21 protein-coding genes are annotated in these 25,704 nt (G+C 40.0%); 10 read left to right on the top strand and 11 right to left on the bottom strand.

Annotated features, from left to right (window positions below; all coding sequences use genetic code 11):
• Positions 1 to 100: 100 nt before the first annotated feature.
• Together JKG61_RS05240 and JKG61_RS05235 are read left to right on the top strand one after the other, a co-directional pair.
• Positions 101 to 1,039, top strand: coding sequence for a malate dehydrogenase (locus tag JKG61_RS05240; RefSeq protein WP_202101920.1), 939 nt, complete (start codon positions 101 to 103; stop codon positions 1,037 to 1,039).
• A 50-nt stretch (positions 1,040 to 1,089) separates the two neighbouring features.
• Positions 1,090 to 1,530 (top strand): aspartyl protease family protein, encoded by a 441-nt coding sequence (locus JKG61_RS05235; protein ID WP_202101919.1) that lies wholly within the window; start codon positions 1,090 to 1,092, stop codon positions 1,528 to 1,530.
• Between the two features lie 69 nt (positions 1,531 to 1,599).
• On the opposite strand, the gene JKG61_RS05230 is transcribed toward JKG61_RS05235, so the two are convergent.
• A complete protein-coding gene (locus JKG61_RS05230) occupies positions 1,600 to 2,016 on the bottom strand; it encodes a T9SS type A sorting domain-containing protein (RefSeq protein ID WP_202101918.1) in 417 nt (138 codons plus the stop codon).
• Between the two features lie 256 nt (positions 2,017 to 2,272).
• On the opposite strand from JKG61_RS05230, the gene JKG61_RS05225 reads away from it, so the two are divergent.
• Positions 2,273 to 4,177 (top strand): KUP/HAK/KT family potassium transporter, encoded by a 1,905-nt coding sequence (locus tag JKG61_RS05225; protein WP_237249377.1) that lies wholly within the window; start codon positions 2,273 to 2,275, stop codon positions 4,175 to 4,177.
• Positions 4,178 to 4,214: 37 nt separating this feature from the next.
• Here JKG61_RS05225 and JKG61_RS05220 read toward each other — a convergent pair whose 3' ends face one another.
• On the bottom strand, positions 4,215 to 5,906 hold the full coding sequence (locus JKG61_RS05220; protein ID WP_202101916.1) for an amino acid permease: 1,692 nt from the start codon (positions 5,904 to 5,906) through the stop codon (positions 4,215 to 4,217).
• A gap of 46 nt (positions 5,907 to 5,952) precedes the next feature.
• Positions 5,953 to 6,627 carry a hypothetical protein gene (locus tag JKG61_RS05215; protein ID WP_202101915.1) on the bottom strand — a complete coding sequence of 225 codons (675 nt, stop codon included), beginning with the start codon at positions 6,625 to 6,627 and terminating at the stop codon, positions 5,953 to 5,955.
• A 142-nt stretch (positions 6,628 to 6,769) separates the two neighbouring features.
• Between JKG61_RS05215 and tyrS the strand changes: the two genes are divergently transcribed.
• The 4 genes from tyrS to JKG61_RS05195 all read left to right on the top strand — a co-directional run bounded on the left by tyrS (position 6,770) and on the right by JKG61_RS05195 (position 12,619).
• Positions 6,770 to 8,053 (top strand): tyrosine--tRNA ligase, encoded by a 1,284-nt coding sequence (gene tyrS, locus JKG61_RS05210; protein ID WP_202101914.1) that lies wholly within the window; start codon positions 6,770 to 6,772, stop codon positions 8,051 to 8,053.
• Between the two features lie 105 nt (positions 8,054 to 8,158).
• Entirely contained in the window at positions 8,159 to 9,346 is a 1,188-nt protein-coding gene (locus tag JKG61_RS05205; RefSeq protein WP_202101913.1) for an aspartate aminotransferase family protein, read from the top strand.
• Between the two features lie 175 nt (positions 9,347 to 9,521).
• Positions 9,522 to 10,271, top strand: coding sequence for an SGNH/GDSL hydrolase family protein (locus JKG61_RS05200; RefSeq protein ID WP_202101912.1), 750 nt, complete (start codon positions 9,522 to 9,524; stop codon positions 10,269 to 10,271).
• 86 nt (positions 10,272 to 10,357) lie between these two features.
• A complete protein-coding gene (locus JKG61_RS05195; RefSeq protein ID WP_202101911.1) occupies positions 10,358 to 12,619 on the top strand; it encodes an inorganic phosphate transporter in 2,262 nt (753 codons plus the stop codon).
• A 40-nt stretch (positions 12,620 to 12,659) separates the two neighbouring features.
• Here the strand turns inward: JKG61_RS05195 and mtaB are convergent, their stop codons facing one another.
• Complete coding sequence (gene mtaB, locus JKG61_RS05190) at positions 12,660 to 13,979, bottom strand: tRNA (N(6)-L-threonylcarbamoyladenosine(37)-C(2))-methylthiotransferase MtaB (RefSeq protein ID WP_202101910.1); 1,320 nt, start codon at positions 13,977 to 13,979, stop codon at positions 12,660 to 12,662.
• 201 nt (positions 13,980 to 14,180) lie between these two features.
• Between mtaB and JKG61_RS05185 the strand changes: the two genes are divergently transcribed.
• Together JKG61_RS05185 and folA are read left to right on the top strand one after the other, a co-directional pair.
• Complete coding sequence (locus JKG61_RS05185) at positions 14,181 to 15,002, top strand: thymidylate synthase (protein WP_202101909.1); 822 nt, start codon at positions 14,181 to 14,183, stop codon at positions 15,000 to 15,002.
• A gap of 53 nt (positions 15,003 to 15,055) precedes the next feature.
• Positions 15,056 to 15,547 (top strand): type 3 dihydrofolate reductase, encoded by a 492-nt coding sequence (folA, locus tag JKG61_RS05180; RefSeq protein ID WP_317192383.1) that lies wholly within the window; start codon positions 15,056 to 15,058, stop codon positions 15,545 to 15,547.
• A gap of 38 nt (positions 15,548 to 15,585) precedes the next feature.
• Here the strand turns inward: folA and JKG61_RS05175 are convergent, their stop codons facing one another.
• From JKG61_RS05175 to argH, 7 genes are all read right to left on the bottom strand, one after another.
• Positions 15,586 to 16,275 (bottom strand): hypothetical protein, encoded by a 690-nt coding sequence (locus tag JKG61_RS05175; RefSeq protein WP_202101908.1) that lies wholly within the window; start codon positions 16,273 to 16,275, stop codon positions 15,586 to 15,588.
• A 185-nt stretch (positions 16,276 to 16,460) separates the two neighbouring features.
• Positions 16,461 to 17,078, bottom strand: a complete 618-nt coding sequence (locus JKG61_RS05170; RefSeq protein WP_202101907.1) for a hypothetical protein — start codon at positions 17,076 to 17,078, stop codon at positions 16,461 to 16,463.
• 803 nt (positions 17,079 to 17,881) lie between these two features.
• Positions 17,882 to 18,850 carry a helix-turn-helix transcriptional regulator gene (locus tag JKG61_RS05165; RefSeq protein WP_202101906.1) on the bottom strand — a complete coding sequence of 323 codons (969 nt, stop codon included), beginning with the start codon at positions 18,848 to 18,850 and terminating at the stop codon, positions 17,882 to 17,884.
• Positions 18,851 to 19,009: 159 nt separating this feature from the next.
• Positions 19,010 to 19,474 (bottom strand): hypothetical protein, encoded by a 465-nt coding sequence (locus JKG61_RS05160; RefSeq protein ID WP_202101905.1) that lies wholly within the window; start codon positions 19,472 to 19,474, stop codon positions 19,010 to 19,012.
• A 118-nt stretch (positions 19,475 to 19,592) separates the two neighbouring features.
• On the bottom strand, positions 19,593 to 20,366 hold the full coding sequence (locus JKG61_RS05155) for a hypothetical protein (RefSeq protein WP_202101904.1): 774 nt from the start codon (positions 20,364 to 20,366) through the stop codon (positions 19,593 to 19,595).
• A 253-nt stretch (positions 20,367 to 20,619) separates the two neighbouring features.
• The gene (locus tag JKG61_RS05150; protein ID WP_202101903.1) at positions 20,620 to 21,258 is read right to left on the bottom strand and encodes a TetR/AcrR family transcriptional regulator; all 639 of its coding nucleotides are present in this window, start codon (positions 21,256 to 21,258) and stop codon (positions 20,620 to 20,622) included.
• A gap of 23 nt (positions 21,259 to 21,281) precedes the next feature.
• On the bottom strand, positions 21,282 to 22,613 hold the full coding sequence (gene argH / locus JKG61_RS05145) for an argininosuccinate lyase (RefSeq protein ID WP_202101902.1): 1,332 nt from the start codon (positions 22,611 to 22,613) through the stop codon (positions 21,282 to 21,284).
• A gap of 127 nt (positions 22,614 to 22,740) precedes the next feature.
• On the opposite strand from argH, the gene JKG61_RS05140 reads away from it, so the two are divergent.
• Complete coding sequence (locus tag JKG61_RS05140; RefSeq protein WP_202101901.1) at positions 22,741 to 25,653, top strand: alpha/beta hydrolase family protein; 2,913 nt, start codon at positions 22,741 to 22,743, stop codon at positions 25,651 to 25,653.
• Positions 25,654 to 25,704: the final 51 nt, after the last annotated feature.

Genomic DNA, 25,704 nt, shown 5'->3' with positions numbered 1-25,704 from the left:
ACTATCTCGACTACGTGCCATCTATTTTTTACTTCAATCCTTTTTTAAACAAGTAATATTAAGTAAATTTAGTTATTAGATACGTTAAACTTGAAAACCGATGAAGATCACAATTATAGGAGCCGGAGCTGTGGGCGCCACCACAGCCGATAATATTGCAAGAGCTAATTTTGCCGAAGAAGTTGTATTATTGGATATTAAAGAAGGTGTTGCAGAAGGTAAAGCACAGGATATGATGCAAACGGCAGCACTGCTCGGTTTCGATACAAAGATAAAAGGAGTAACGAATGATTATTTACAAACGGCAGGCAGTAGCGTTGCGGTGATCACCTCAGGTATTCCCCGTAAACCTGGTATGACCCGGGAGGAGCTGATCGGCACCAATGCCAACATTGTAAAAACGGTTGTCGAAAACTTAGTAAAACATTCTCCTGAGATTATCATTCTAGTCGTATCAAACCCTATGGATACGATGACCTATCTTGCTCTCAAAACAAGTGGCCTACCCAAGAATAGAATAATCGGTATGGGCGGAGCACTGGATTCAGCGCGTTTTAAGTTTCAGCTCGCAACAAAACTAAATGCCTCTCCTTCCGATTTAAATGCCTTGGTTATTGGAGGACACGGGGATACCACGATGATCCCTTTGATACAAAAAGCTACTTGGAATAGCCTTCCTGTAACTCAATTTTTGACAGAAGAAGAACAAACTGATATCGTCAAAAAGACTATGGTTGGAGGTGCGACACTTACCGCTTTAATAGGCACATCAGCTTGGTACGCACCAGGAGCAGCGACCGCTGCCATGGTTAAAAGCATTGTATTAAACGAAAATAAACTTTTCACTGCATCAGTCTATCTAGAAGGAGAAATGGGTGAAGACGATATTAACATAGGAGTACCGGTTATTATCAATAAAAAAGGCTGGGATCGGATCGTACCCTTAGAGCTTACTAAAGAAGAACAAGCTTCTTTTAAAGCTAGTGCCGAGGCGGTACGCCATATGAATGCAGTACTCAAAGACAACAACATTATATAAGCCCCTATTTACGTCAGCAACGTATATCGTTGCTGACATAAAACACATACATGCACAAAATTCCGTTACAGCTCCTTCAACTAGAGGAAGAAGGCTTTCACATTCTTGTAGAAGTAACTATATCCGGCGTAGCTCATAACATGGTCGTAGATACCGGAGCCAGCAAAACCGTATTTGACAGAAGTACGCTTCTTCAATCTGGAATACCGGAAACCTCCTTTATCACATCCGATCTTCTATCAACGGGGTTGGGCACAAATGAAATGAAAAGTGAAACCATGACCCTTAAAGAGTTCAGCATACAAGATTGGATCTGTAAACCGACTGAAGTGGCTATTCTGGATCTGTCAACTATCAATTACGCCTACACTCAAATGAATCTACCTTCTATCATAGGCGTATTAGGCGGCGACATCTTACTAAATTATGGAGGGATAATAAATTACAAGAAAAGAACATTGACCTTAAATCGTAAAAAGCGAAATTTTTAGTCCTTTCAATAAACTGATAAATAGAACGAAGCTAAGAAAAACCTGCTTTTTAATATTGATTTAAAATTATTAACGAATGGAGATTCGTTTGACCACTGTCTCTGCTCCAAAACTAACTCTCACAAAATAAAAGCCAGCTGATACCTTTCCTTCCGTTTCAAAAGAAAGATTATGACTACCTGCATCAAGTGATGAGTTGGATAAATTTAGCACCTCATTACCTAGGGCATCCATTAATTTTATGGAAACATTCCCTTGCTTGGTCAATTTAAACGAAGCACTTATCTGCTCCGCCACAGGGTTATACATTACTTTTACATTTGTAATCACCTTGTCACTTCCCTGATCCTTAGCATCTAAAGAAAATAGATTATTATGCGATCCATATGCTACGCTTATCCCATTGGCATGGGCAAAATATGCCGAGGCCAAGATGAATAAGCCCGTGCACATTATTTTTACGTATTTATGGATATTTATTTTCATTATTTAATTTAGACAACAAGTAATCGGAAATGGTTTAGTCAAATCTAAATAATCTGATCCACACTTCCTAATACAAAGTTAGTTTTTTTAGATCTAGCAAGGTACGATTTTCACTTTTTTTCGGAGCTTTTAACAATTTTTAACAAGAAAATTCGTTACATCAGTATTTTGCTCTATATTGGCACCATATTTTAATAGTAACACTGTAAAAACACCTATGGGCTCAGACCATAAACACACACTCAACCGCCTTAGTATGGGCGGATTACTAATCTCCTTAGGCATCATATTTGGAGACATCGGAACCTCCCCTCTCTACGTCTTCAAAGCAATTTTCAACCAAGGATCCATTGACAAAGACCTCGTTATAGGCAGTATTTCCTGCGTTTTTTGGACACTCACATTACAGACTACCGTCAAGTATGTACTGATTACATTAAATGCAGACAACAAAGGCGAAGGAGGCATATTATCTTTATACTCGCTCGTTCGTAGAAAAGCAAAATGGCTGATTATACCGGCTATTATAGGCGCATCAACCCTATTGGCCGATGGTATGATTACACCAGCCATCACCATCTCCACAGCCATTGAGGGGCTAGCCATTCATAATCCGTCTTTTCCGACGGTCCCGGTAGTCGTATTGATAATCTCTCTTTTATTCCTTATTCAACGCTTTGGAACTTCTATTGTCGGTCGCGTATTCGGCCCACTCATGCTCGTATGGTTCAGTACGATTGGTATTCTAGGACTTTCCTATATTCATTATGCCCCTGAAGTCATCAAGGCTTTAAACCCTTACTATGCGCTAGAGACGATCATTAACTATCCAGATGCATTATTTATCCTAGGAGCTATCTTTCTATGTACCACTGGAGCAGAAGCTCTTTATTCCGATATGGGACATTGCGGCAAATCAAATATCCGCGTAAGTTGGATCTTTGTTAAGTTTACCCTAATCCTCAATTACTTTGGCCAGGGTGCTTGGCTTATCATGCACGAAGGTTCTGTCTTAGGAGATCGGAATCCATTTTACTCCATCATGCCGGATTGGTTCCTGATATATGGTATTACTATAGCCACTATAGCTGCAGTCATTGCCAGTCAAGCGATGATTTCAGGTTCTTATACACTGATCTCCGAAGCTGTAAGGCTCAATATCTGGCCCAAAGTCACCATTAGGTATCCCAGTGATCAAAAAGGACAGCTTTATGTGCCTTCTATCAACCTGATCTTATTTCTGGGGTGCATGTTGATTATCGCCATATTCCAAAAATCAAGCAACATGGAGGCTGCTTATGGTCTAGCTATCAATCTAACATTTCTATCTACCACAATATTGGTCATTTTCTTTATGATGAGAAAACGTATCAACAAACTGTGGATTATACTTTTTGCCCTCGTTTATTTCACGATCGAAATAGGTTTTCTAATGGGAAATGGTGTCAAGATAGCCCATGGTGGATGGTTGACACTTATTTTGGCCTGTAGTATATTCACCGTGATGTTTGCCTGGTATAATGCCCGAAAAATAAAAAATAGATTTGTACGGTTTGATGACATCAAAAAATACTATCCGATCCTTTCCAAACTCAGTGACGACAAGTCGGTACCCACTTTTGCTTCTCAATTGGTATATCTGACCAGTGCTAACAATATGGAAGAAATAGAAACCAAAATAATCTACTCGCTAATCAATAAAAAACCAAAAAGAGCAGATGTCTATTGGTTAGTCCATGTCGATGTAATGGATACCCCTCACGCCAGAGACTACACCGTAAAACAGCTTATTCCAGGCAAACTAATCCGGATTGACTTTAAACTTGGATTCAGAGAAGAGCAAAAAATAAGTTTACTTTTCAGAAAAGTTGTTGAAGACATGGTCACTAAAGGTGAAATCGATATCACGAGTCAATATGAGACGCTGAAAGAACACAAAATCACCGGTGATTTTAATTTCGTCGTGCTCGAGAAAGTCTTTTCCAGAACCAGCGACCTGAGCTGGGGAGACCGCATCATTATGGAAATCTACAAAATTCTAAAACACTTTAGCTTGAGTGAGGAGAAAGGCTTTGGTCTAGACAGTAGTTTTGTTACGCTAGAACGTGTGCCCCTTAATATCCCAAACACCGAAAACATTAAGTTAAGAAGACTGAAATAGTTATTTTTAGTTAAGAGGTTATAACTTTCATAACCTCTTAACTTTCATAATCTTTATTCAGCTTCGAGTGCTTATACCCATACATAAAATAGATAAGCAGACCTATCGCTAGCCATATTATAAATATAATCCAGTTACTAGCTCCCAATTCACTCATCAGATACAGATTAACGAGTATCCCTACAACCGGAAGCAAAGAAAAGCTGTGTTTAAAACTAAAGATACTTAATACCAACCATGTCCCCCAGAAAACTACCACAAGCGACTTGTGTACGATCACATCTTTCGTGCCCAGTGTTTGCCACTCCCGAAGACTATCCTGTCCATAGACAAACATTAGAAAAACGGCTACAATAAATCCGGCGCCGACGAGATATTTACCGTTGATATAAGGAACCTTAAATTTCGATTTTTTGGAAAGCCCCGTTTTATCCATATAGAGCACACCACCGCAAACTAAGATAAAGGCGAAAAATGTACCTACAGAAGTAAGATCAACAAAAAAGTCCATTTTGAAGAATAGCGCGGGTACAGCGACAACCACACCAGTCACCAAAGTGGCAAAAGAGGGTGTTTTATATTTGGGATGAATAGTCGCAAACTTCTTCCACAGTAATCCATCTCTACTCATTGTCATCCAGATACGGGGCTGGGCTAACTGAAAAACAAGCAATGCGCTTGTTATAGCAATAACAGAAGTCACCGATATAATTCCTGCCATATGATCGAATCCCACATATTGGAATACATAGGCCAAAGGGTCCTTAACGTTTAGATCTGTATAATTGACCATTCCTGTCAGCACCAAGGTAATCAGAACGTATAGTATGGCACATATAATTAAACAATAGATCATTGCTTTCGGTAAATCCCTTTGTGGGTTTTTACATTCTTCTGCCGTGGTAGAAATAGAGTCAAATCCAATAAACGCAAAAAAAACAGCGGCTATCCCACTCAACACACCTCCAATTCCATTAGGGGCAAATGGTGTCCAATTTTCAGGCTTTATAAAAAACGCCCCACCTAATATCACGGCAATGATTATCCCGATCTTAATAATAACCATGATATTACTTGCCCGTTGAGATTCCTTGATACCGATGTAAACCAACCAAGTCACCAAGACGGTGATTAATCCCGCCGGTAGATCAAAAACTAGGGGCAGATCTCCTATTTTTGGTGCTGTGTTATAAGCTTCTAAGGCTATTTTATCTATCCCCGTCAACTTGTCTGCTCCTACCTGCAACATCTTTTCGTGTGCTTCTATAGCATATCCCGGTGCCATGGTCAACCATTTGGGGATATAAATCCCAAAGCCTTCACACATCGAAACAAAGTATTGCGACCAAGAAATAGCTACGACCATATTAGACACTGCATACTCTAAAACCAACGCCCAACCAATGATCCACGCAAACAATTCTCCAAAAGCGACGTAAGCGTAAGTATAGGCAGATCCCGATACAGGGACGGTACTTGCAAACTGCGCATAGGATAATGCTGTAAATACACAGGCAAAAGCGACAAAAACAAACAAAAGCGATACGGCAGGTCCACCGTTATACGCTGCAAGACCAATCGTACTAAAGATACCAGCACCTACTATGGCAGCAATACCTAAAGAAACTAAATCACGGACACCTAAAATCTTAGCTAAACCTGAGCCATGTTTCTGCGAATCGATTAGTATTTGATCAACACTTTTCTTTCTGAAAAGTTGGTTTTTCATATTTTTAAGTTTAAAAGTTAAATCGAAGAACTGAGAAAGTCCCTTTTTATTCTAATTGTTGACTAAGGTAATTATATATATCAAAAAATCCCTGCAGCTGCGTCTCTCTATATCCTTGCAATCTTTCTCCTAACCCCCGGATATGCTGTTCGGTCACCTCAAATTTCCAAATCCGTCTGCATATATTGAATAAGGCGTGTGGCAGATTCTCCACTTTGGCATAGTCAAAGATATATCTCGAGGCTAGAAAGCGATCATAAAAATCAAAAAAAAGTGCTATATCTATCTTTCCCAGATGCAAGAGGTACGATGACACTGCCTTTCTATCCACTTGAGCCAGATGGTCGTACAACCGGCCTACATTAAGCAGATCATGCACTATAAGTTCGTGGTCCAACAGCAACTCCAATCCAATATGGGCAAGAAACGAAGGTCTAATTGGTAAATCCACGATATCCTTTTCTATAGCTAACCTCAGTTGATGCGTATGTTGATAAAAAAACTCAGAATTATGGAACAAACGATCTACTTCTACATGACGCCTCCATCCCTCCGTTATGGCATGTGCCTTTGGGGTAGTGTTTAGAATATCATCATATTTATGAAGCTGAAATGAGTATTTTTTATCTACATTCTTCAGTAAGTCCGGCAAAAGACCACCTAAAACCTGTTCAGGCTCTATAGCATAACGTTCAAAATAGTAGTGCGATAAAAAATTCACAGCAGGAGTATCTCTTAAATTATCGTAATATACAGCTTAATATCTTATCTTTGCAATCTTATAATTAAAAAACAATCATATTGTTATGAAATATCCAGAAGTGGGTATTCCATAAGGCAAATGAGAATCAAACACAACACTTATGAATTTTGTAGAAGAACTACGTTGGAGAGGCATGCTTCAGGATATCATGCCCGGTACCGAAGACTTACTTAATAAAGAGAAAGTGTCTGGGTATATCGGTTTTGACCCGACTGGCGATTCTTTACATGTCGGTCATTTGACCCAAATCATGACATTGATCCATTTTCAAAATGCCGGACACAAACCAGTTGCCCTTGTCGGAGGTGCTACAGGGATGATCGGAGATCCTTCTTTCAAGTCGGCAGAACGAAATCTTCTAGATGAAGCCACACTAAATCATAATGTAGCTTCACTAAAAAGTCAGTTAGCTAAGTTTTTGAGTTTCGGCGATGGAGAAAACGACGCTAAGATGGTCAACAACTACGACTGGTTTAAAGATTTCAAGTTTTTGGATTTTATTCGTGATGTGGGCAAGTTGATTACCGTCAACTACATGATGTCCAAAGATTCGGTAAAGAAGCGCTTAGAAGGTGATAACGGTTTATCGTTCACCGAATTTACTTATCAATTAATTCAAGGGTATGATTTCTACTATCTTTGGAAACACCACAATTGTAAAGTACAAATGGGCGGTTCTGACCAGTGGGGCAATATTGTTACGGGATCAGAAATGATTAGACGTCAAGATCAGGGTAGTGCATTTGCAGTAACTACACAGTTGATCAAAAAAGCTGATGGTCAAAAATTCGGAAAAACCGAATCTGGCGCAGTGTGGTTAGATCCGAAGAAAACATCGCCTTTCAAATATTACCAATTCTGGTTAAATGCCACAGACGATGATGCTAAAAGCTGGATCAAAATCTTTACATTAAAAAGTAAAGAGGAGCTCGATGCTATCATCGCAGAACATGATAATGCACCACATCTACGTACTGTTCAGAAGGCATTAGCAAAAGATATTACCATCCGTACCCATTCCCTAGAAGCGTACGAGACGGCGATCAAAACATCCGATTTTCTATTTGGTAATGGTTCATTAGAGTTCTTGAGCAATCTTGAGCACGAAGCTGTACTTGATGTATTTGATGGAGTTCCTCAATTTAACATTAGTAAAAATGATCTTGTATCCGGTTTGAACATCTTGGACCTACTTGCCGTTAAAGCGACTGTATTCCCGTCCAAAGGCGAGGCCAAAAAGATGTTGACGGGCGGCGGTGTCTCCTTGAATAAGGAGAAACTTAGTGCTATCGAACAAGTAATAACTGTTGATCATTTAATCAATGGCAAGTATCTGGTAGTCCAGAAAGGTAAAAAGAATTACTTTCTGATAACTGCAGTGTAATACCATAGTTGATAAACAAGCGAACAGGCTACTTCTCCTATAAGTAGCCTGTTTCAAAACAATCTCATAACTTTATAACCTCATAACTATTTATTACTTTTGGTCATGATCAGTAATAGAGAGTTATTCTTAAAAAACACGGCTCAAACATCAGATAGCCCCCGTCTGATCGAAGTCGAAAGAGCAGAGGGTTCTTACCTCTACGGTCCTCAGGGACAAAAATACTTAGACCTCGTTTCAGGATTCAATGTCAGTAATATCGGGCACCGACACCCTCGGGTAATTGCTGCGATAAAAGAACAATTGGACAAATACATGCACGTTACAGTATATGGTGAATTTGTGCAAGCTCCACAAGTCCAGTTTGCGACCAAACTACTAGAACAACTTCCTCGCTTTTTCCAATCCGTCTACCTCACCAACTCCGGAACAGAGGCTGTCGAGGGATCCATGAAAGTGGCTAAAAAATTTACAGGCCGTAGACAGATCATCGCGGCTAAGAAAGCCTACCATGGAAGCACACAAGGAGCCCTGAGTTTGATTGGCAACCCTGCTTATCAAGAAGCATACGCACCTTTACTTCCCGAAATTGATTTCATTACGTTTAATGATCAAGAGGATCTTGCCCATATCACGACTGCTACCGCGGCAGTGATTGTCGAAGCTATCCAAGGTGAAGCCGGTGTGCGCGTACCGGACAAGGCCTACATGCAGGCACTGAGAGAAAAATGTACCTCCACAGGGACCCTATTGATTTTTGACGAGATCCAGACCGGTTTTGGCCGTACAGGTTCTTTATTCGCTTTCGAGCATTTTGGAATCATTCCGGATATATTAATGCTGGCCAAAGGTATAGGCGGAGGCATGCCATTAGGAGCATTTGTAGCTTCAAAAGAGATTATGGATGTTATCAAAGCCAATCCAATGCTGGGGCATATCACCACTTTTGGGGGGCATCCGGTAAGTTGTGCCGCAGCCTTAGCATCTCTAGAAACCATATTAGAAGAAAAACTAATAGACAGTGTGACAGAGAAAGCCAGACTATTCCGGAAAGAATTAGATCATCCAAAAGTCCAGGAAATACGAGGATTAGGACTCATGATGTGCTTACAAGTCGATACTTTTGATCAGGTTTATAATATCAGTAAATATTGTGCTGAAAACGGTGTAATGATCGATTGGTATCTACATTGCGAAACTGCTTTACGGATAGCTCCTCCACTAACGATCTCTACCGAAGAGATCCGTGAAGCCTGTGCTATTATTCGCCAGGCACTCGACATATACGGTTAAAGGTGCTCAAAAATGGGGGTTGGACAGCAATAGCGTTCAAGTCGGCAGATTGCTCTGCTATGGTCGAGAAAACAGTGTAGCTTACAGCTTATTTTTCACGCTACCGTATTTTTTTGTGTATACACTGTTAATTGTGTACTTTTTTGTAACTTCACATTACTTAAACCTACAGTACATGAATAATAGAAGAACGTTTATCAAAAGCTCTGTATTGGCCTTGGGGGCTACAGCCCTTGGGAATTATGATGCAAAAGCAGAAACGCAAGCCAACATTAAGAATAAGCTAGAAATCAAGCAAAATGACATTATTCTATTTCAAGGCGATTCGATTACAGACAATGGACGCAACCGGGAAAACCAGCTGCCTAACGACACACAAGCATTGGGGCAGGGATATGCTATGCTTGCTGCAAGCGCGATGCTGAATAAATACGCAGAAAAGAATATCAAGATATACAATAGAGGTATCAGCGGCCATAAAGTCCCTCAATTACAAGATCGTTGGCAGGCAGACTGCATCGACCTTGCTCCCTCTATTTTGAGCATCCTTATCGGTGTTAATGATTATTGGCACAAACGAGATGGGAATTATACCGGTTCGGCCCAATTGTACAAAGAACAATATCAAAAACTACTGGACAATACCTTGGAGAAACTGCCCCAAGTCAAGTTAATCATTGCAGAACCCTTTGCCGTAAAAGAGGTGAAGCATGTAGATAATAGTTGGTTTCCTGAATTTGCAATGTATCAACAGGCCGCCCGAGATATCGCTAAAGAGTACAAAGCCCTATTAGTGCCTTATCAGGATATTTTTGACAAAGCCTGCAAACGTGCCCCTGGAGGCTATTGGACGACGGATGGTGTACACACAACACCTGCAGGGGCCGATCTAATGGCAGCGAACTGGTTAAATTGTTTTAAATAAAATCAATTAAAACAATAAAAAACAACACTTAACATTAACTTAATATATACTTGACTTTTTGTTCATAGTTTTGCAAAAATAAAACTATGGACAATTATTTATATTTAGTTATCATCACACTCATTACTCTAGGTATTATAGACCTGATGGTGGGAGTGAGTAATGATGCCGTTAACTTCCTAAATTCAGCTATAGGATCAAAGGCTATTCCATTCCGGCTGATCATGATCCTGGCGAGTGCCGGTATATTATGTGGAGCTGTATTCTCCAGCGGTATGATGGAAATTGCGCGAAGTGGGATATACATCCCTAGTATGTTCAGTTTCAATGATGTACTGATCATATTCCTCGCCGTGATGATTACAGATATCATCTTATTGGACGTTTTCAATTATTTTGGTTTACCGACTTCTACCACTGTATCCATTGTATTCGAGCTTTTGGGTGGTGCAGTATGTTTAGGTTTATACAAAATAGCAACAACCACCGGCGACTGGTCCAGTCTATCCCAATATATCAATACCGAAAAAGCATCAGAAATTGTAATCAGTATATTACTGTCCGTGGTGCTATCTTTTAGTGTCGGTATGGCAGTCCAGTATGTTTCTCGTTTGATCTTTACATTTCAATTCGAACGAAAAATGAAATCCTTTGGTGTATTCTTTGGAGGTGTGGCTCTTGCGGCCATTAGTTATTTTATAATCATTAAAGGGTTAAAAACCGTTACATTTATTGATAAAGCCACCAAGGATTGGATCAATACACATGAGCTGTTACTGATATTAGGCAGTTTTGTCCTATTTACCGCTTTCAGCTTCATATTGACCCGTCTAAAAATAAATATCCTTAAAGTCATTATTGGTATAGGTACATTTGCCCTAGCGCTTTCTTTTGCGGGCAACGACTTGGTTAACTTTATTGGTGTGCCTGTCGCAGCGATACAGGCTATCGGCTTTTTCCAAGCATCTGGAGGCAATCCTGAGACCTATATGATGGACGAGCTTGGTTCTGCTGACATCGTAGCTCCGGTCTGGATATTATTTATTTCAGGAGCTATTATGATCATCACATTGTGGACTTCCAAGAAAGCAAAATCGGTTATTGAAACCGAGATGAGCTTAAGCAGCCAAGACGGTGGTACCGAAAAATTCCAACCCAATACCTTATCTAGATGGATAGTTCGTGGTTTTCTCAGCGTCGGAAATGCTATAGGTTTTCTTATGCCTAGAGCCCTACAATCCCGCTTGGATCGTTCATTTGAGAATGAGCGCACGACAAAAAAGAAAACGCCTGATGAGCCCATGTTTGATATGGTACGCGCATCGGTCAACCTTATGGTCGCCAGCAGTCTGATTGCGTTAGGTACTTCTATGAAACTTCCATTGTCCACTACCTATGTAACCTTTATGGTTGCTATGGGTACTGCTTTTGCCGACCGTGCTTGGGATAGAGAGAGTGCTGTCTACCGGGTATCGGGAGTTTTCCACGTTATTGGAGGGTGGTTCTTTACTGCTGCCTGTGCTTTTGCGGGAGCGTTTATCATCGCTTACCTATTGAAGATAGGGGGTATTATTACATTTGTAGGCGCTCTAGTACTACTTGCAATTCTATTGGTTTTCAATGCTAAGAGTCACAAGAAAAAAGTTGCTGAGCAAGCCAAAAAGAAGTTAAAACTAGCCAAAGAAGATATTCATACCTTACAACAGGTAACAGAAGCCAGTTCCAATCAGATCAGTGAAGTTTTTGCAAAATCCAATATCTTTTACAAAGAGATTATAGATGGGTTGATTAAAAATGACCTGACCTCTTTATCGATGAATAAAAAACTCATCAAGAAGTTTTTAAGAGATCTGGATTCAACCAATGACAATCTATACAGCTTTATACGCAACCTGGATGATTCTTCGGCCAAAGGCAGCCGCTTCTATATAATGTCTTTAGGATACCTGCAGGATATTGTCGAAAATCTGTATGTCATAGCTACTAATGCGCATAACCATGTAGACAATAACCATAAGCCACTGAAAGACTATCAAGGCAATGATCTTCGCTTGGTAGCGGACGAATTGGGCAATTGGTACGCCGAAGTATACAATATGTACAAACGTCGGGAATTTTTAAAGATCGACAATACTATGAAGCAGCGGGACCAACTTCAAAAAGTAATTAACAATCTTGTAGACAAACAGATTGACCATATCCGAACCACTGAAAATAGTCCAAAAAATGCAAAACTATATTTCTCGATATTGTTAGAAACCAATGAGCTCATTAGTTCGACCTTCAAACTACTTCGACTGAACAAGGAATTTGAAGAGTTTAAAATAGACAATAAGAAAATTAAATAAGAAAAGAAAAGCTCGCTAATGCGGGCTTTTCTTTTCTTATTTAATGTGCCAGTATTTCGGGCAATTCTTCAATATCAACTTCTCCATTCTCGGAGATAGAAACAAACCGTACCGGAACGATTTCATTCACTAAAAGCGGGTCATATGCCGTGCGTACCTTTACATAATTCTTAGAGAAACCATGCATATAACCATCTTTAATATCAGACTCAAATAATACCTCGCCCACCCCAGTCAGGTTTTCCTCATAAAAAGCACGACGCTTTTTCTCTGATAATATATGGAGCATTTTACTGCGGTCTGAACGTTGTCCTCCCGGTACCGCACCTTCCATCTGCGCAGCTATGGTATTTTCCCGTTCCGAATAGGTAAAGACATGTAAATAGGAAATATCCATCTCGTTCAAGAAATTATAAGTATCTATAAAATCTTCTCTTGTCTCCCCCGGAAATCCCACAATGACATCTACCCCAATACAGCAATTGGGCATCAATGCTTTAATTTTGTCAACCCGCTCGGCATATAGTTCACGTTTATAACGTCTACGCATCTTCGCTAATATCTTATTGCTACCAGATTGTAGAGGCATGTGAAAATGAGGCACAAAGCGCTTCGACCGAGCAACAAACTCGATCACCTCATTGGCTAATAAATTAGGTTCAATAGACGAAATACGTATACGGTCGATCCCTTCCACTTCATCCAGTGCTTTTACCAGATCCAAAAATTTATCTTGACGCTTACCGTCACGGATTCCAAAATCCCCTATATTCACCCCGGTCAATACAATCTCTTTAACACCTGAAGCCGCTATCTCTTCCGCCTGCTTTACAATATCGTCTATTTTGCCGGAACGGGATGTGCCACGGGCCAACGGTATGGTACAAAAAGTACACGAATAGTCACAACCATCCTGGACTTTCAAAAAAGTACGCGTACGATCACCAATCGAGAATGCGGATACAAACTGATTGGTCTCGTCTATAGGTGCATTATGAATAATAGCTTTCTCCTGCTTGGTCAGATCATTAATATGTTCGATAATATTAAATTTCTCCGCAGCGCCTAATACCATATCCACACCAGGAATCTCCGAAATCTCCTTGGGTTTCAATTGCGCATAGCAGCCTACAATCGTAATATAAGCATTAGGTGAATGCTTTAACGCTTCTTTCACCACTTTACGGCATTTCTTATCCGCGTGATCCGTCACCGAGCAGGTATTGATGACATACACATCTGCCTGCGAGTTAAAAGGTGTAGTTTCATAACCCGCATCCTTAAAAATACGACCTATAGAGGAAGTTTCTGAAAAATTCAGCTTACATCCCAATGTGTAAAAAGCGACTTTCTTATTCATGATAATTTTGCAAAAATACACATTTTTATAGATATGATATTTCAGATTTTAGATTTCGATTAATAGATTGCAGAAATGAGATGACCATGACAGTAATAAATCAAAGGATTTCAACATTAGCTGTAATTTCCTTAGCTTTGAACATACTTGCTAATTCGCCTATCTGCATATTAGCAAATCAGCAAAAAACAAGATCATAAAATGAAACAATATCTAGATTTACTCCAACACGTATATACAGAGGGCGTCGACAAAACAGACAGAACAGGGACAGGTACACGTGGTGTTTTTGGCTATCAGATGCGTTTCAACTTAAAAGAAGGCTTCCCTTTAGTAACGACGAAAAAACTACACCTTCGTTCTATCATCCACGAGTTGATCTGGTTCTTGAAAGGGGAGACCAATATCCAGTACCTCAAAGAGAATGGCGTAAGCATATGGGATGAATGGGCTGATGAAAATGGCAATTTAGGCCCGGTGTACGGTTCCCAATGGCGTTCTTGGCCTACTCCAGACGGTGGGCATATCGACCAGATTGCGCAAATCATCCAGCAGCTTAAAAATACGCCTGACTCCCGTCGCATCATTGTATCCGCTTGGAATGTAGCTGAAATCGGCAATATGGCTCTTCCCCCATGTCATGCCTTCTTCCAGTTTAACGTAGCACCGGCACAACCAGAGAAAGGACTATTAAAACCGCAACTCTCCTGTCAATTATACCAACGGAGTGCTGATATTTTCCTAGGTGTACCTTTCAATATCGCTTCTTATGCCCTGTTAACCATGATGGTTGCACAGGTCTGTGATATGGAGGCGGCAGACTTCGTCCACACTTTGGGTGACGCACATATCTATAGCAATCACTTCGAGCAGACCGAATTACAATTATCGAGAGAACCAAAAGCACTCCCACAAATGAAGATCAATCCCGAAGTTAAAGACATATTCGAGTTCAAATTCGAAGACTTCGAATTAGTGAACTATGAGTTTCATCCACATATCAAAGCTCCGGTAGCGGTATAGTGAATATTTCGAAGTGTAGACTTTTTTAATTTTTACTTTTTAATTTTTGCTTCGTGAGTACCAAAATAACACTAATCGTCGCAGCTGCGGAAAACAATGCCATAGGAAAAGACAATCAAATGCCTTGGCACCTGCCCAACGATTTTAAATACTTTAAAAAGACAACTCTTGGCCATTCTGTGATAATGGGCCGTAAGACCTTTGAATCCATTGGGAAACCACTACCCGAACGTCGAAATATTGTCCTCACCAGAGACCAACATTACAGCAATAGGGATGTAGACGTCGCTAATAGTATACAGGAGGTTTTAACCTATTGCCGCGATGAAAGAGAAATATTTATTATAGGTGGGGCAAATATCTATCAACAGACACTTCCTTTGGCGCAGCGCGTATTATTGACCCGAGTTCATGCGTCCATCAATGGAGATGCTTTCTTTCCGGAACTTTCTCCCGCAGAATGGAGCCTGACCAGTCAGGAAAAACATACAGCGGATGAAAAACACGCCTACGACTATACTTTCGAGGTGTGGGAAAAGCAATAATAAGATATAGTTGTGCGTCGCCACACAACTATATCTTATTATTTTGACGGAAAATTTTTATCCACATGCTTTTGTAGTCGCTCGGCTCTTTTATAAGCTTTTTCTGCCCGTTGTTTGATACGGTTATACATCCCAAATATCTGATCGCCATAATCAAAATATTCGTTTTGAAGTTGACGTACCTCCCCATGCGCACCAAAAAAGTCCTGTTGGTCATTGTCCAATGTCACAATATCCACCGACACCTCTTCATAGCGGCGGTACACTTCATGTATCAGATCATTCTGACCCGGAGTACACCAGTCTTCATGCTCATAAATAAAATCCGCCCAACTATCAAACCATTTCCATTCCGCTATCAGATCCTCATGTAGATCTACCATTGCTTGGTTATGATATATTACTTCGCGGATAAAGTCCCCCACATCTATACTGAATTCTTCTTCAAAAGGAGGAAGTTCCACGCCTTCTACGATCTGTAATCCGACTTCAAGGAAATCCAGTTGCTGTTCGATCGGCAACAGCATATACTCCGATTCTGTAAGCTGTATATCCAGCTCAAAAAGCTTGTCCTTATGTTCGAAGAGCTTCTGCTTGGTTTCCCATGTCTTGTCGTGCATATCATAGTAAGCAATCAGCGCTTTGGTTTCAAAGTCGGGAGCTTTTTTATCCAGGTCAAAATCAAGGATAATAGTCCGTAAGGGATGGTCTTTAATAATGGTTTTCATTTGTAAATAATTTGACTTTCAATGGTCATTAACTTGTCCCGACTTGTCGGGATGGGATATCCAGATAACGATCATTGATGTTTGTCAAGTTGCTGCTATATGGATATTTCATCTGTAAATAATCTTTTTAAAAGGCCATTAAAAGGAGATGCCTCATAAATAGGAAGAGGCACCTCCTTGTCAGGTTAAAGCGCAAATGTAGAAATGACATCCGAATAATTCGGATTCGTATCCCTCCCCAGATAAGTAACCCTGAATTCGTACTCTTCAAATGCGACCAAGTTACTAATCTCCAGTACAGCCTTTGTGCTCAGTACTTTTTCCCATTCCGTTTCCGCCCCTTTCTTACGGAACTCAAACTGATAGTAGCGCGCCTTTTTCCAAGGTTCGATCTTAGCGACGACCCGCATAGTTCCTAATCCAGCCGGTTCTACCCTTAGGTTTAGAGCCTTGGGATTCAGACCCATTGAATAATCTACTTCTTTCGACGGTACAAAACCGGCGCTCAAAATAATTGTCGGATTACCCCTAGCCATAGTATCTACATACTTAGATAGCTCATTGATCAGATATTCCAGCTCTGCACGGCTTTCTCTGCGAGCCGATATAGCCTGTCGATCATTGAAAGCCGCATTCGCTACCGCCTTTCTAAAGTCGACAATCGCCGCACTCATTACTGTTAATGAGGGAGTCGGGGTCACAAAAACGGCATCATGCTCTTCCATCTTTTTGACAATTTCTTCTCCAAACTGAATCAGTTGTGCTGAATCTAAATTTCTAAAATCTGTTGTTGGTCTTCTCATAACCTTGTTTTTTTAAATTTTGTAAAACATTAATTTATAAATCCTGTTAGCTAACGATACAAAGGTGTAAACAGAACCCCATAAAAGGCGAAAAGTTATGGGACATAAAAAGAGCATCTACAAAAATGTTCTTGTCTCATTTCAAAAATTTCATCAAAAAAGCAGTCTAAAGTGGCAATAACGCGTTTTATTTTTCTTATAGGCCCAATACTTTATATCTTTTGGAATTGCAACAACGCAGAATCTAGAGCAACTAAATTAACGACTTACACACTTTATGGGATACTGCCCAAAGCAAAGCACCTATAGGTACACGCTCTTTACAACGATGTAAAACCAATTTACATACATGCAAAAGCAAAACACCTATAGGTACACGCTCTTTACAACGACGTAAAACCAATTTACATACATGTAAAAGCAAAATACCTATAGGTACACACTCTTTACAACGATGTAAAACCAATTTACATACATGTAAAAGCAAAACACCTATAGGTACACACTCTTTACAACGATGTAAAACCAATTTACATACATGTAAAAGCAAAACACCTATACGTAAACGCTCTTTACAACGACGTAAAACCAATTTACATACATGTAAAAGCAAAACACCTATACGTACAAGCTCTTTACAACGACGTAAAACCAATTTACATACATGTAAAAGCAAAACACCTATACGTAAACGCTCTTTACAACGACGTAAAACCAATTTACATACATGTAAAAGCAAAACACCTATACGTAAACGCTCTTTACAACGACGTAAAACCAATTTACATACATGTAAAAGCAAACTACATTTCGGGTTTGTTCATAGATTGTTTATCCCGATCCTCTTTTGGATAAACCTTATATAGCATATGATAAGCGTCTTCAAAACGGTCTAAATCTTCAAAATGCAAACACTCCGCTATCTGCCCGATGGACCTATCCGTATGCCTCACCCACTCTCTAGCTTTATCCAAACGTACCAGTTGGATCATCTCACTAATAGTAACCTTCTTTTGTTCAAAAGCCCGTGTTAGCGTTCTTTCATGAACACAGAGCTCATCAGCGATTTCCTTTCGAGGTATCTTAGCATCGAGAAAATGTTCCTTAATATACGTCAGCGCCCGATAATATAACGCCACCTCCTGATGTGCGGTATTCTTTTCTACTGCACCAAGCTCTTGATCAAAAAGAAAAACCAATTGGTTAACATGATAAGCGATCGCTATAGGGAGTGAATAAGCATTAGTGGCAAGCTGTTGGATCCTCTCAAATATCCGCTTTTGTTTATAGCCTATCAGACGGGGTATCAGACTTCGGCTACCATCTATAGAGAAAAGCTGGGCGATATTGGTGTACTCTTCCCGGAGATCTGAAAGCCTACCACCGTCTATACCAATCACCGTGAGCCAGTTCTTCCCCCGATCCAGCTGCAAAATCGTGTTACTGTCCTGGCAGGTTACCCCGAGGTAGGTTGCCGATTCGAGGTGATGCACACGCCCGTCATTGAGTATAGACTTACCTAGATGCTGAAACACCAGCCACAATCCCTCCCTCTCCTGAATCAGCTCAAATGGTTCGGATTGTTCCAAGTTTCCTTTAATCTCTATACATTTTAGCGCTGCTAACGTATTGTAAACTGCATGGAGCCCAGCAGCAACACAAGTGGATCCGTGTTCCTGTAGAAATCTAAAATAAAGGTTATCTATTGCAGAAGCTGCGGAATAGCAGTTACCTTCACGCAAACACGGCCGCAATACTTCGAGAATAGTCATGCTCATCATTTAGGATATACAATCCTAATATACAAACAAATACGCAAACATTCCTTAGTAATGGTACTAAAACCTATATCCAAACTTAGCAGAAATGGGAAAGTTTGGTGTCGTACGCTTTCCTTCATTCTCCATCATGTAATAAAGATTTGGATGGGATTATTCTTTACCTTTTTGCTTTATATTTATTTTATCACTGGAATTTCCAACACTAGCGTCAAATTCAAAAGAACGATCGCTATCCCCAATATTATCCTTAAAATAAATTTTAATTAAAGTATTACTTTCTTTTTCCCAAATAAACCAATCCTCAAACTCTATCTTATTGATACCATTATAATGAGAATTAGGATTAACGGGATCTTTCTCTGAAACCGTCGAATAAATCAGCCCGGTTGTATTGTCCCAGTCTTCATTTCTAATCAATTTCCCATTTATTTTAAAATTTGTCAACCACCAATTTACATCATTTTTCGATTTCAGCTCCACCACTTCGTTACCTGACGTAAGTATTAAATCCTTAGGATTGAAATCCGGTGGGGTTGATATCCCATCAGTTTTTTTACAATTGGTAAAAAACAACACACTAAAAGACATAATTAACAAAAACTTTAAATACTTCATTCTGATTTATTTTTTTGTATTAAAAAATTACCGTGTCCTGAAATAGTATGTTTTATGTAAGCTTACTCAGGACGAGACAAAAGAAAAAACAACGGAATAGAGCGTCAAAAGACTCTCTTTATTTCAGATAATAGCGGGTATTCAACCGAACCCCCATCTCCCTAAAATTAAAATCAGATACCCCTGGATTGGCCGGCCTTATTTTAAGCCTAGGAGTTATGTCTGTAAAGAAATCCAGATCTACACGAAGTCTATCATTGATAGGAGCAAATACACCAACATGCGCACCCGCTTGGAAAGGACGTCCATATTTGGGAATATAATGCGTCGTTAGGCCCATCGTTTCTCCAAGTACACCAAAAGGAATCTGATCGTTCGTAATATTGGAGGAGAATTGATAATAAAGATCTGCGCCAACCTTAAAACCTACATGCTCAAAAGGAAGATAGGTGAATGACACAGGTAGATGAACCGCGAAATATCTAAACTCCTTTGTCTTACCAAATTCAGGCAACATATCGTTGTAAAAATCTGACAATTCTCCTTTCTGTTCGAGTAGCTCTGGAGTCAATTTAAAACCTGCACTTCTTAGATTGAGTCCAATATCCCATCCTAACGTTCCATTATCAACAAAAGTACCTGATAGTCCAGCACCTCCATTGATTAAAAAGCTTGGTCTACTTTCCAACTTATACGATAATGAAGCATTGCTCTCTGTTACATCATATTGGAGATCCCCAAATGTTGTGCTAAAATCACGAAGCGCAGTCGCTCCTGCTCCTCCGACTACGTACCATTTTGGTTTGGTTTGCCCGTATCCCTCATTGTAAATAATAAGATTAATGCACAAAGCTAACCAAGATAATGTCATTCGCTTAGTAAAGTTTTTCATATTGATTTGATTTTATAAGTTAAACGCGTCTATTTCTATCAGACCTCTCTATTGATGAGACCTGTATACGCTTATTAATGTAAACAAAATCAAATGTATATAATTTTCCCATCAAAGGGTAAATTACAAAACTAGATTCACATCTTTTAACTTCAATCGTTATAAAACGTTAAAATAAGTTGACTACTAAAAGGTTTAAATTTTATGCTCTTTATAACCTGTGGCAGTTATACGATTAAGATCTTCTCAGGGGCTAATCATAGACCGAGCTTATTATTTGCTTAATAGCCTCCTTTATACGATTCATACCTTCAGGCTTTGAGATATCAATTTCACAGACCGTACTATCTGTCCGCTCAGCATGTAAGACGAGGTAATATATCGCCGCAACCAAGACACTACTTATTGCGCGTAAATCGATATTCTTGTCTCCAATTTCCTTGTCAGCAGAAGCGAAAAACAAACTACTCATTTTCTCCCGCTCTTGGAATACATGCGACATTATCTCCGACTTTTCGCTAATTTGCCAGAGTATTACTTCCCGCATCTCTGGACTTTTCATCAAACTATCCATCTGATATAACAGAAGAGATTCTAAAAACTCTTTAGTACCTTTAGATGGTATATCCATTAGATCTCCACCTACATTAAGGCCTGGCGTTAACCAGTAATCCTTCCCTTTGATATAAGTTTCGACTAAATTATCTAGACTACCAAAGTACAGCGCTATGAGCTTACGATCTACATTTGCCTCCTTCGCAATATTTGAAACGGTGAGTCCTGTATAACCTTTCTCGCTGAGTACCTTACCAATAGACGCCAGTAGCTTCCCCATAGTACGCTCCTTGTCGTTCTTCTCTCCTCTATAAGTTTTACGCTCTTGTTTCTTCATCACCATCCAGTCCGCTTATGGTACTAACTTAATAGCGCATCCAACGCCCGCTCGACCTTCTCAAAACCGAATTGAGCTTTGACCTCTTCAAACATGCGCTCGATATGATCGTTGCAAAGGTTACCGATACTGCCTTCATGCGTATGCTGCACTTCCTTAGCCGGCTTAAAAGTTCCCTCTTCAATAGCTAAACCAATATTCTTATAGGCCTCACGGAATGGGATCCCCTTCAACACCTCATTATTGACCACCTCCACACTAAATAAATAATCATATTTTGGGTCGGCTAAGATATTATCCTTTATGGAGATATGTTCTAACATAAAGGCTGCTATTTCCAAACAATCATTTAAAGAGTCGAAAGCAGGAAACAGATTTTCCTTCAGCAACTGTAGATCCCGATGGTATCCCATAGGTAGATTGGTCGTCATCATAGCGATCTCATTGGGCAGAGCCTGTATCTTATTACAACGGGAGCGAATGAGTTCAAACACATCTGGGTTCTTTTTATGAGGCATGATACTCGACCCTGTCGTCAGATGCGCCGGAAAAGAAATAAAGCCAAAGTTCTGATTGATATACAGCGTGATATCCATGGCAAATTTGGCTAATGTAGCAGCGACTGAACTCATGGCCTGAGCGACTATACGTTCCGTCTTCCCTCTCCCCATCTGTGCATACACCACATTATAATTAAGATCTTCAAAACCTAAGAGCTCCGTAGTCATCGTCCGATTCAGCGGAAACGAGGAACCGTATCCCGCAGCAGAACCCAAGGGATTCTTATTGCTCACTGTCCAGGCTGCCTTCAACAGGTGTAGATCATCCACCAAACTCTCCGCATAAGCACCAAACCAAAGCCCAAAAGAAGAAGGCATCGCTATCTGCAAATGTGTATATCCCGGCATTAATACATGTTGATGTTCTTTACTCAGGGATAATAATCGGTTAAACAGATTCTCGGTGCTAGCGAAAAGTCGCTGAATTTCAGCTCTAAAATATAGCTTCAGATCGACAAGTACCTGATCATTACGGGACCTGCCGGAGTGAATCTTCTTACCGGCCTCTCCTATACGCTGCGTAAGCATCATTTCTACTTGCGAGTGTACATCTTCCACACTATCCTCTATCTGGAACATACCACCCTGTATTTCGGCATAGATCGTTTTAAGCTCAGCCTGTACAGCCATCAGATCTTCATTAGTCAACAAACCTATATGGTTTAACATACGTGTATGAGCCAGAGAGCCCAGTACATCAGCTTCCGCTAGCTTAAGATCCATTTCTCTATCATTCCCTACCGTAAAGGATTCGACGAAAGCGTCTACATCTATATTTTTTTGCCAAATTTTCATCTAAATATTCTTATGATTACAAAAGTACCAAATACATCGTAAAATATTCCATACAATTGCTAAACCGTATCATTTCTCGCTTAAAAATCAATATTTTAGGGGCTAAAATTCTAACTTATTTTTATTGATGAACAAAAAATCGATATTATTCTTTGCGTGTCAGTTAGCTTGGTTGCTACCTCATGCGCAAGAAGGGAAAAAGCCATTGTCATGGCAAGAAATTCCATCATGGCATTACATCCGGATGAATGGTGCACAACCATCCGCAAATGGGAACTGGTTTGCCTACGTATCAGGCCCCTCTGAGGGAGACCTAACACTTACGCTCAGAAGTACAACCGATACGCTTAACTATAATTATAAAATCGGTGGACAAAGCTCACCTATTACTTTTTCAAATAACAGCCAATATATCGGGTTTTACGAGTCACCGGGCTTTAAAGAAATAAAAGCAAATGAAAAAGCAAAACGACCTAGTAGTAAAAAACTAAAAATCGTTGCATTAAAAGATACCGCATCGTTGAGCTTTGACAAAGTACAAAGCTTTACTTTTTCTAATGACGACAACAAATGGATCGCAATCCGCTTCGATAGCACGCCAAGCGCTCCCGGAGCACCTAGAGGTGAGGACTCAGGTCGCGGTGCAGACTTATTGTTGTACAATCTCCAGACAAAGAAAAGCTTTAACCTAGGGAATGTCAGCGATTACAAATTCAACAAATCGGGGCAATATCTCGCCTACACCGTAGATGCTAACGGCAAGAATGGTAATGGTATCTTTCTGATGGACATGACCACAGGTCTGACCTCAGCTTTACAAAATGACGAAGCCAACTTCTCCAAGATCAACTGGAATAAAGAAGGTAACGCATTCGCTCTCCTAAAATCTAAAAAAGATAAAAAATACAAAACTCCGGTATATTCGTTGATCGGTGTTAAGAACATAAAAGGACAACAAGCAGAGGTATTTACCTATTCCGGCCTGGATGAGAATCAGATCATGGCGGGATACGGTATCAGTCAGAATACTGGAGCCTCCTGGAGTAAAGATCTAAGTACCGTATTTTTTGGCATTGCGAAACTGGAAAAAACGGAAGAACCAAAAAGTACCGAAAAGAAAATTGATGATTTAGGTAAAGATTCAACGAATACGAAGCTTGCTGTCAAGGATAGTGTCGCCACAGATTCGGTAAAAACAAAACTTGCGAAAGCTGCACCTGCGAAACCACAGATCAACAAAAAAGATCTTGAAAAACCAGATATGATTATCTGGAACTGGCAAGACAAGCGTTTGCAATCGGCCCAACGTACGCAATTGCAAAGAGATAAGAATTTCATGATCATGAGTGCATGGAATGTTGCATCCAACAAATTTGTTTCTTTAGCGGACAGCGCCATAAAATCTGTTGCCCTAGCGCCCAACCAATCAATCGGATACGGGTTAGATTTCAGTCCTTACGAGTACGAAGCAAATCTGGATGGACAGGGCTATGGAGATCTTTACATCGTAGATGTAAAAACAGGATCTAAAAAACTTGCGATTAAAAAGTTATATATGAACGCTTCGCGTGGCTTTGCTTTCTCGCCAAACAGTGATTTCCTGTTGTATTATAATGATGGTAATTACTATACTTTGAATGTAAACACTTCACAGCAAAAGAATATTACAGAGAATATCCCTTCTTCTTTTATTGACATTTATGATGACCACAATGTCTCTAAAGTAGCAACTACCAACTATGGATGGACCGCTGACGGGAAGTATGTATTACTGAAGGACAACTTTGACCTATGGAAAGTATCTGCAGACGGCAAATCAGCTGCAACGCTAACGGACGACTGGAAAAGCAAAAAACTCACCACCAGAGGTGTTAGCAATCTATATGAAGATGATGAAAATATTGATCTAAAAAAAGATCAGTATTTCACCATCCTTAACCAGGAAACCAAGCAAAAAGGAATAGCCTATCTACCTGCTGGTCATAGCAAAATGCAGATCCTAAAGCTCGATGATATCAACATGAGCTCTGTAAATAAAGTAAAAAACAGCAATACGTTCTTTTACATCAAAGAGAGCAGCAACCAAGCTCCGGAATATTTTGTAAGTCAGGATAAATTCTTAAATAATGAAAACCAACTGACGAAAAACAGGGATAACAATGACAAGTATGCTTTATCCGCCGGTTCTAAACTGATTACTTATGTCAGCGATCACGGCGATACGTTGCAAGCAACCCTGTACCTTCCTGCGAACTATGTAGAGGGCCAATCGTATCCGACTATCACCTATATCTACGAACGACTCACAGACGATAAAAACACCTATGCACAACCGGGATATCCAGGAGGAGGATTCAACAGAGCGATGTACAATAGCAACGGTTACGCTGTATTGATGCCAGATATCAAATACAAATTGAATGACCCTGGTATGTCTGCCGTAGCTTGTGTAATCCCTGCCGTAAAAGCAGCAATCGCAACAGGAATCGTCGATGAGAAAAATGTAGCTATACATGGACACTCCTGGGGTGGCTACCAAACGGCATTCTTAATCACGCAGACAAATATCTTTAAAGCAGCGGTAGCAGGAGCTCCGTTGACGAATATGATCTCTATGTATTCATTGATCTATTGGAACTCAGGATCTTCGAACCAAGCGATTTTCGAATCGAGCCAAGGTCGTCTTACAAGCGGCTATTGGGACAATTGGGAAGCCTATACACGTAATTCGCCTATATTCCATATCAAGAAGGTCAATACGCCTCTTATCATTATGCACAACGATAAGGATGGTGCTGTCGACTATACACAAGGTGTCGAGTACTACAACGGGCTAAGACGTCTTAACAAACCCGTAGTAATGCTTACCTACAACGGCGAAAATCATGGACTTGCAAAAGAAGTAAATAAGAAAGATTATGCTGTACGTATGATGGAGTACTTTGATCACTATCTAAAAGGTAAAGAAGCTCCTACCTGGTGGTCCAAAGGCGTCGACTATATGGATCTGGAAAAACACTTAGAAGAGAGAGCATTTTAATAATGGTTAATGATAAATGGTTAGTGGTTAATGCTACTAGCCATTTATCAA

Origin of the sequence: Sphingobacterium faecale (assembly GCF_016746095.1) — a bacterium.
GTDB lineage: Bacteria > Bacteroidota > Bacteroidia > Sphingobacteriales > Sphingobacteriaceae > Sphingobacterium > Sphingobacterium faecale.
This window is presented reverse-complemented; position numbering and strand designations above follow the sequence as displayed.

Excerpts from the sequence above, each read along its gene's own strand:
- JKG61_RS05170 (WP_202101907.1), bottom strand. The coding sequence starts at position 17,078 with ATGAGAAGACCAACAACAGATTTTAGAAATTTAGATTCAGCACAACTG.
- JKG61_RS05240 (WP_202101920.1), top strand. The coding sequence starts at position 101 with ATGAAGATCACAATTATAGGAGCCGGAGCTGTGGGCGCCACCACAGCC.
- JKG61_RS05200 (WP_202101912.1), top strand. The coding sequence starts at position 9,522 with ATGAATAATAGAAGAACGTTTATCAAAAGCTCTGTATTGGCCTTGGGG.
- JKG61_RS05195 (WP_202101911.1), top strand. The coding sequence starts at position 10,358 with ATGGACAATTATTTATATTTAGTTATCATCACACTCATTACTCTAGGT.
- JKG61_RS05225 (WP_237249377.1), top strand. The coding sequence starts at position 2,273 with ATGGGCGGATTACTAATCTCCTTAGGCATCATATTTGGAGACATCGGA.
- tyrS (WP_202101914.1), top strand. The coding sequence starts at position 6,770 with ATGAATTTTGTAGAAGAACTACGTTGGAGAGGCATGCTTCAGGATATC.
- JKG61_RS05175 (WP_202101908.1), bottom strand. The coding sequence starts at position 16,275 with ATGAAAACCATTATTAAAGACCATCCCTTACGGACTATTATCCTTGAT.
- JKG61_RS05155 (WP_202101904.1), bottom strand. The coding sequence starts at position 20,366 with ATGAAAAACTTTACTAAGCGAATGACATTATCTTGGTTAGCTTTGTGC.
- JKG61_RS05140 (WP_202101901.1), top strand. The coding sequence starts at position 22,741 with ATGAACAAAAAATCGATATTATTCTTTGCGTGTCAGTTAGCTTGGTTG.
- JKG61_RS05230 (WP_202101918.1), bottom strand. The coding sequence starts at position 2,016 with ATGAAAATAAATATCCATAAATACGTAAAAATAATGTGCACGGGCTTA.
- JKG61_RS05205 (WP_202101913.1), top strand. The coding sequence starts at position 8,159 with ATGATCAGTAATAGAGAGTTATTCTTAAAAAACACGGCTCAAACATCA.
- JKG61_RS05150 (WP_202101903.1), bottom strand. The coding sequence starts at position 21,258 with ATGAAGAAACAAGAGCGTAAAACTTATAGAGGAGAGAAGAACGACAAG.
- mtaB (WP_202101910.1), bottom strand. The coding sequence starts at position 13,979 with ATGAATAAGAAAGTCGCTTTTTACACATTGGGATGTAAGCTGAATTTT.
- JKG61_RS05220 (WP_202101916.1), bottom strand. The coding sequence starts at position 5,906 with ATGAAAAACCAACTTTTCAGAAAGAAAAGTGTTGATCAAATACTAATC.
- JKG61_RS05235 (WP_202101919.1), top strand. The coding sequence starts at position 1,090 with ATGCACAAAATTCCGTTACAGCTCCTTCAACTAGAGGAAGAAGGCTTT.
- JKG61_RS05160 (WP_202101905.1), bottom strand. The coding sequence starts at position 19,474 with ATGAAGTATTTAAAGTTTTTGTTAATTATGTCTTTTAGTGTGTTGTTT.
- JKG61_RS05165 (WP_202101906.1), bottom strand. The coding sequence starts at position 18,850 with ATGACTATTCTCGAAGTATTGCGGCCGTGTTTGCGTGAAGGTAACTGC.
- argH (WP_202101902.1), bottom strand. The coding sequence starts at position 22,613 with ATGAAAATTTGGCAAAAAAATATAGATGTAGACGCTTTCGTCGAATCC.
- JKG61_RS05185 (WP_202101909.1), top strand. The coding sequence starts at position 14,181 with ATGAAACAATATCTAGATTTACTCCAACACGTATATACAGAGGGCGTC.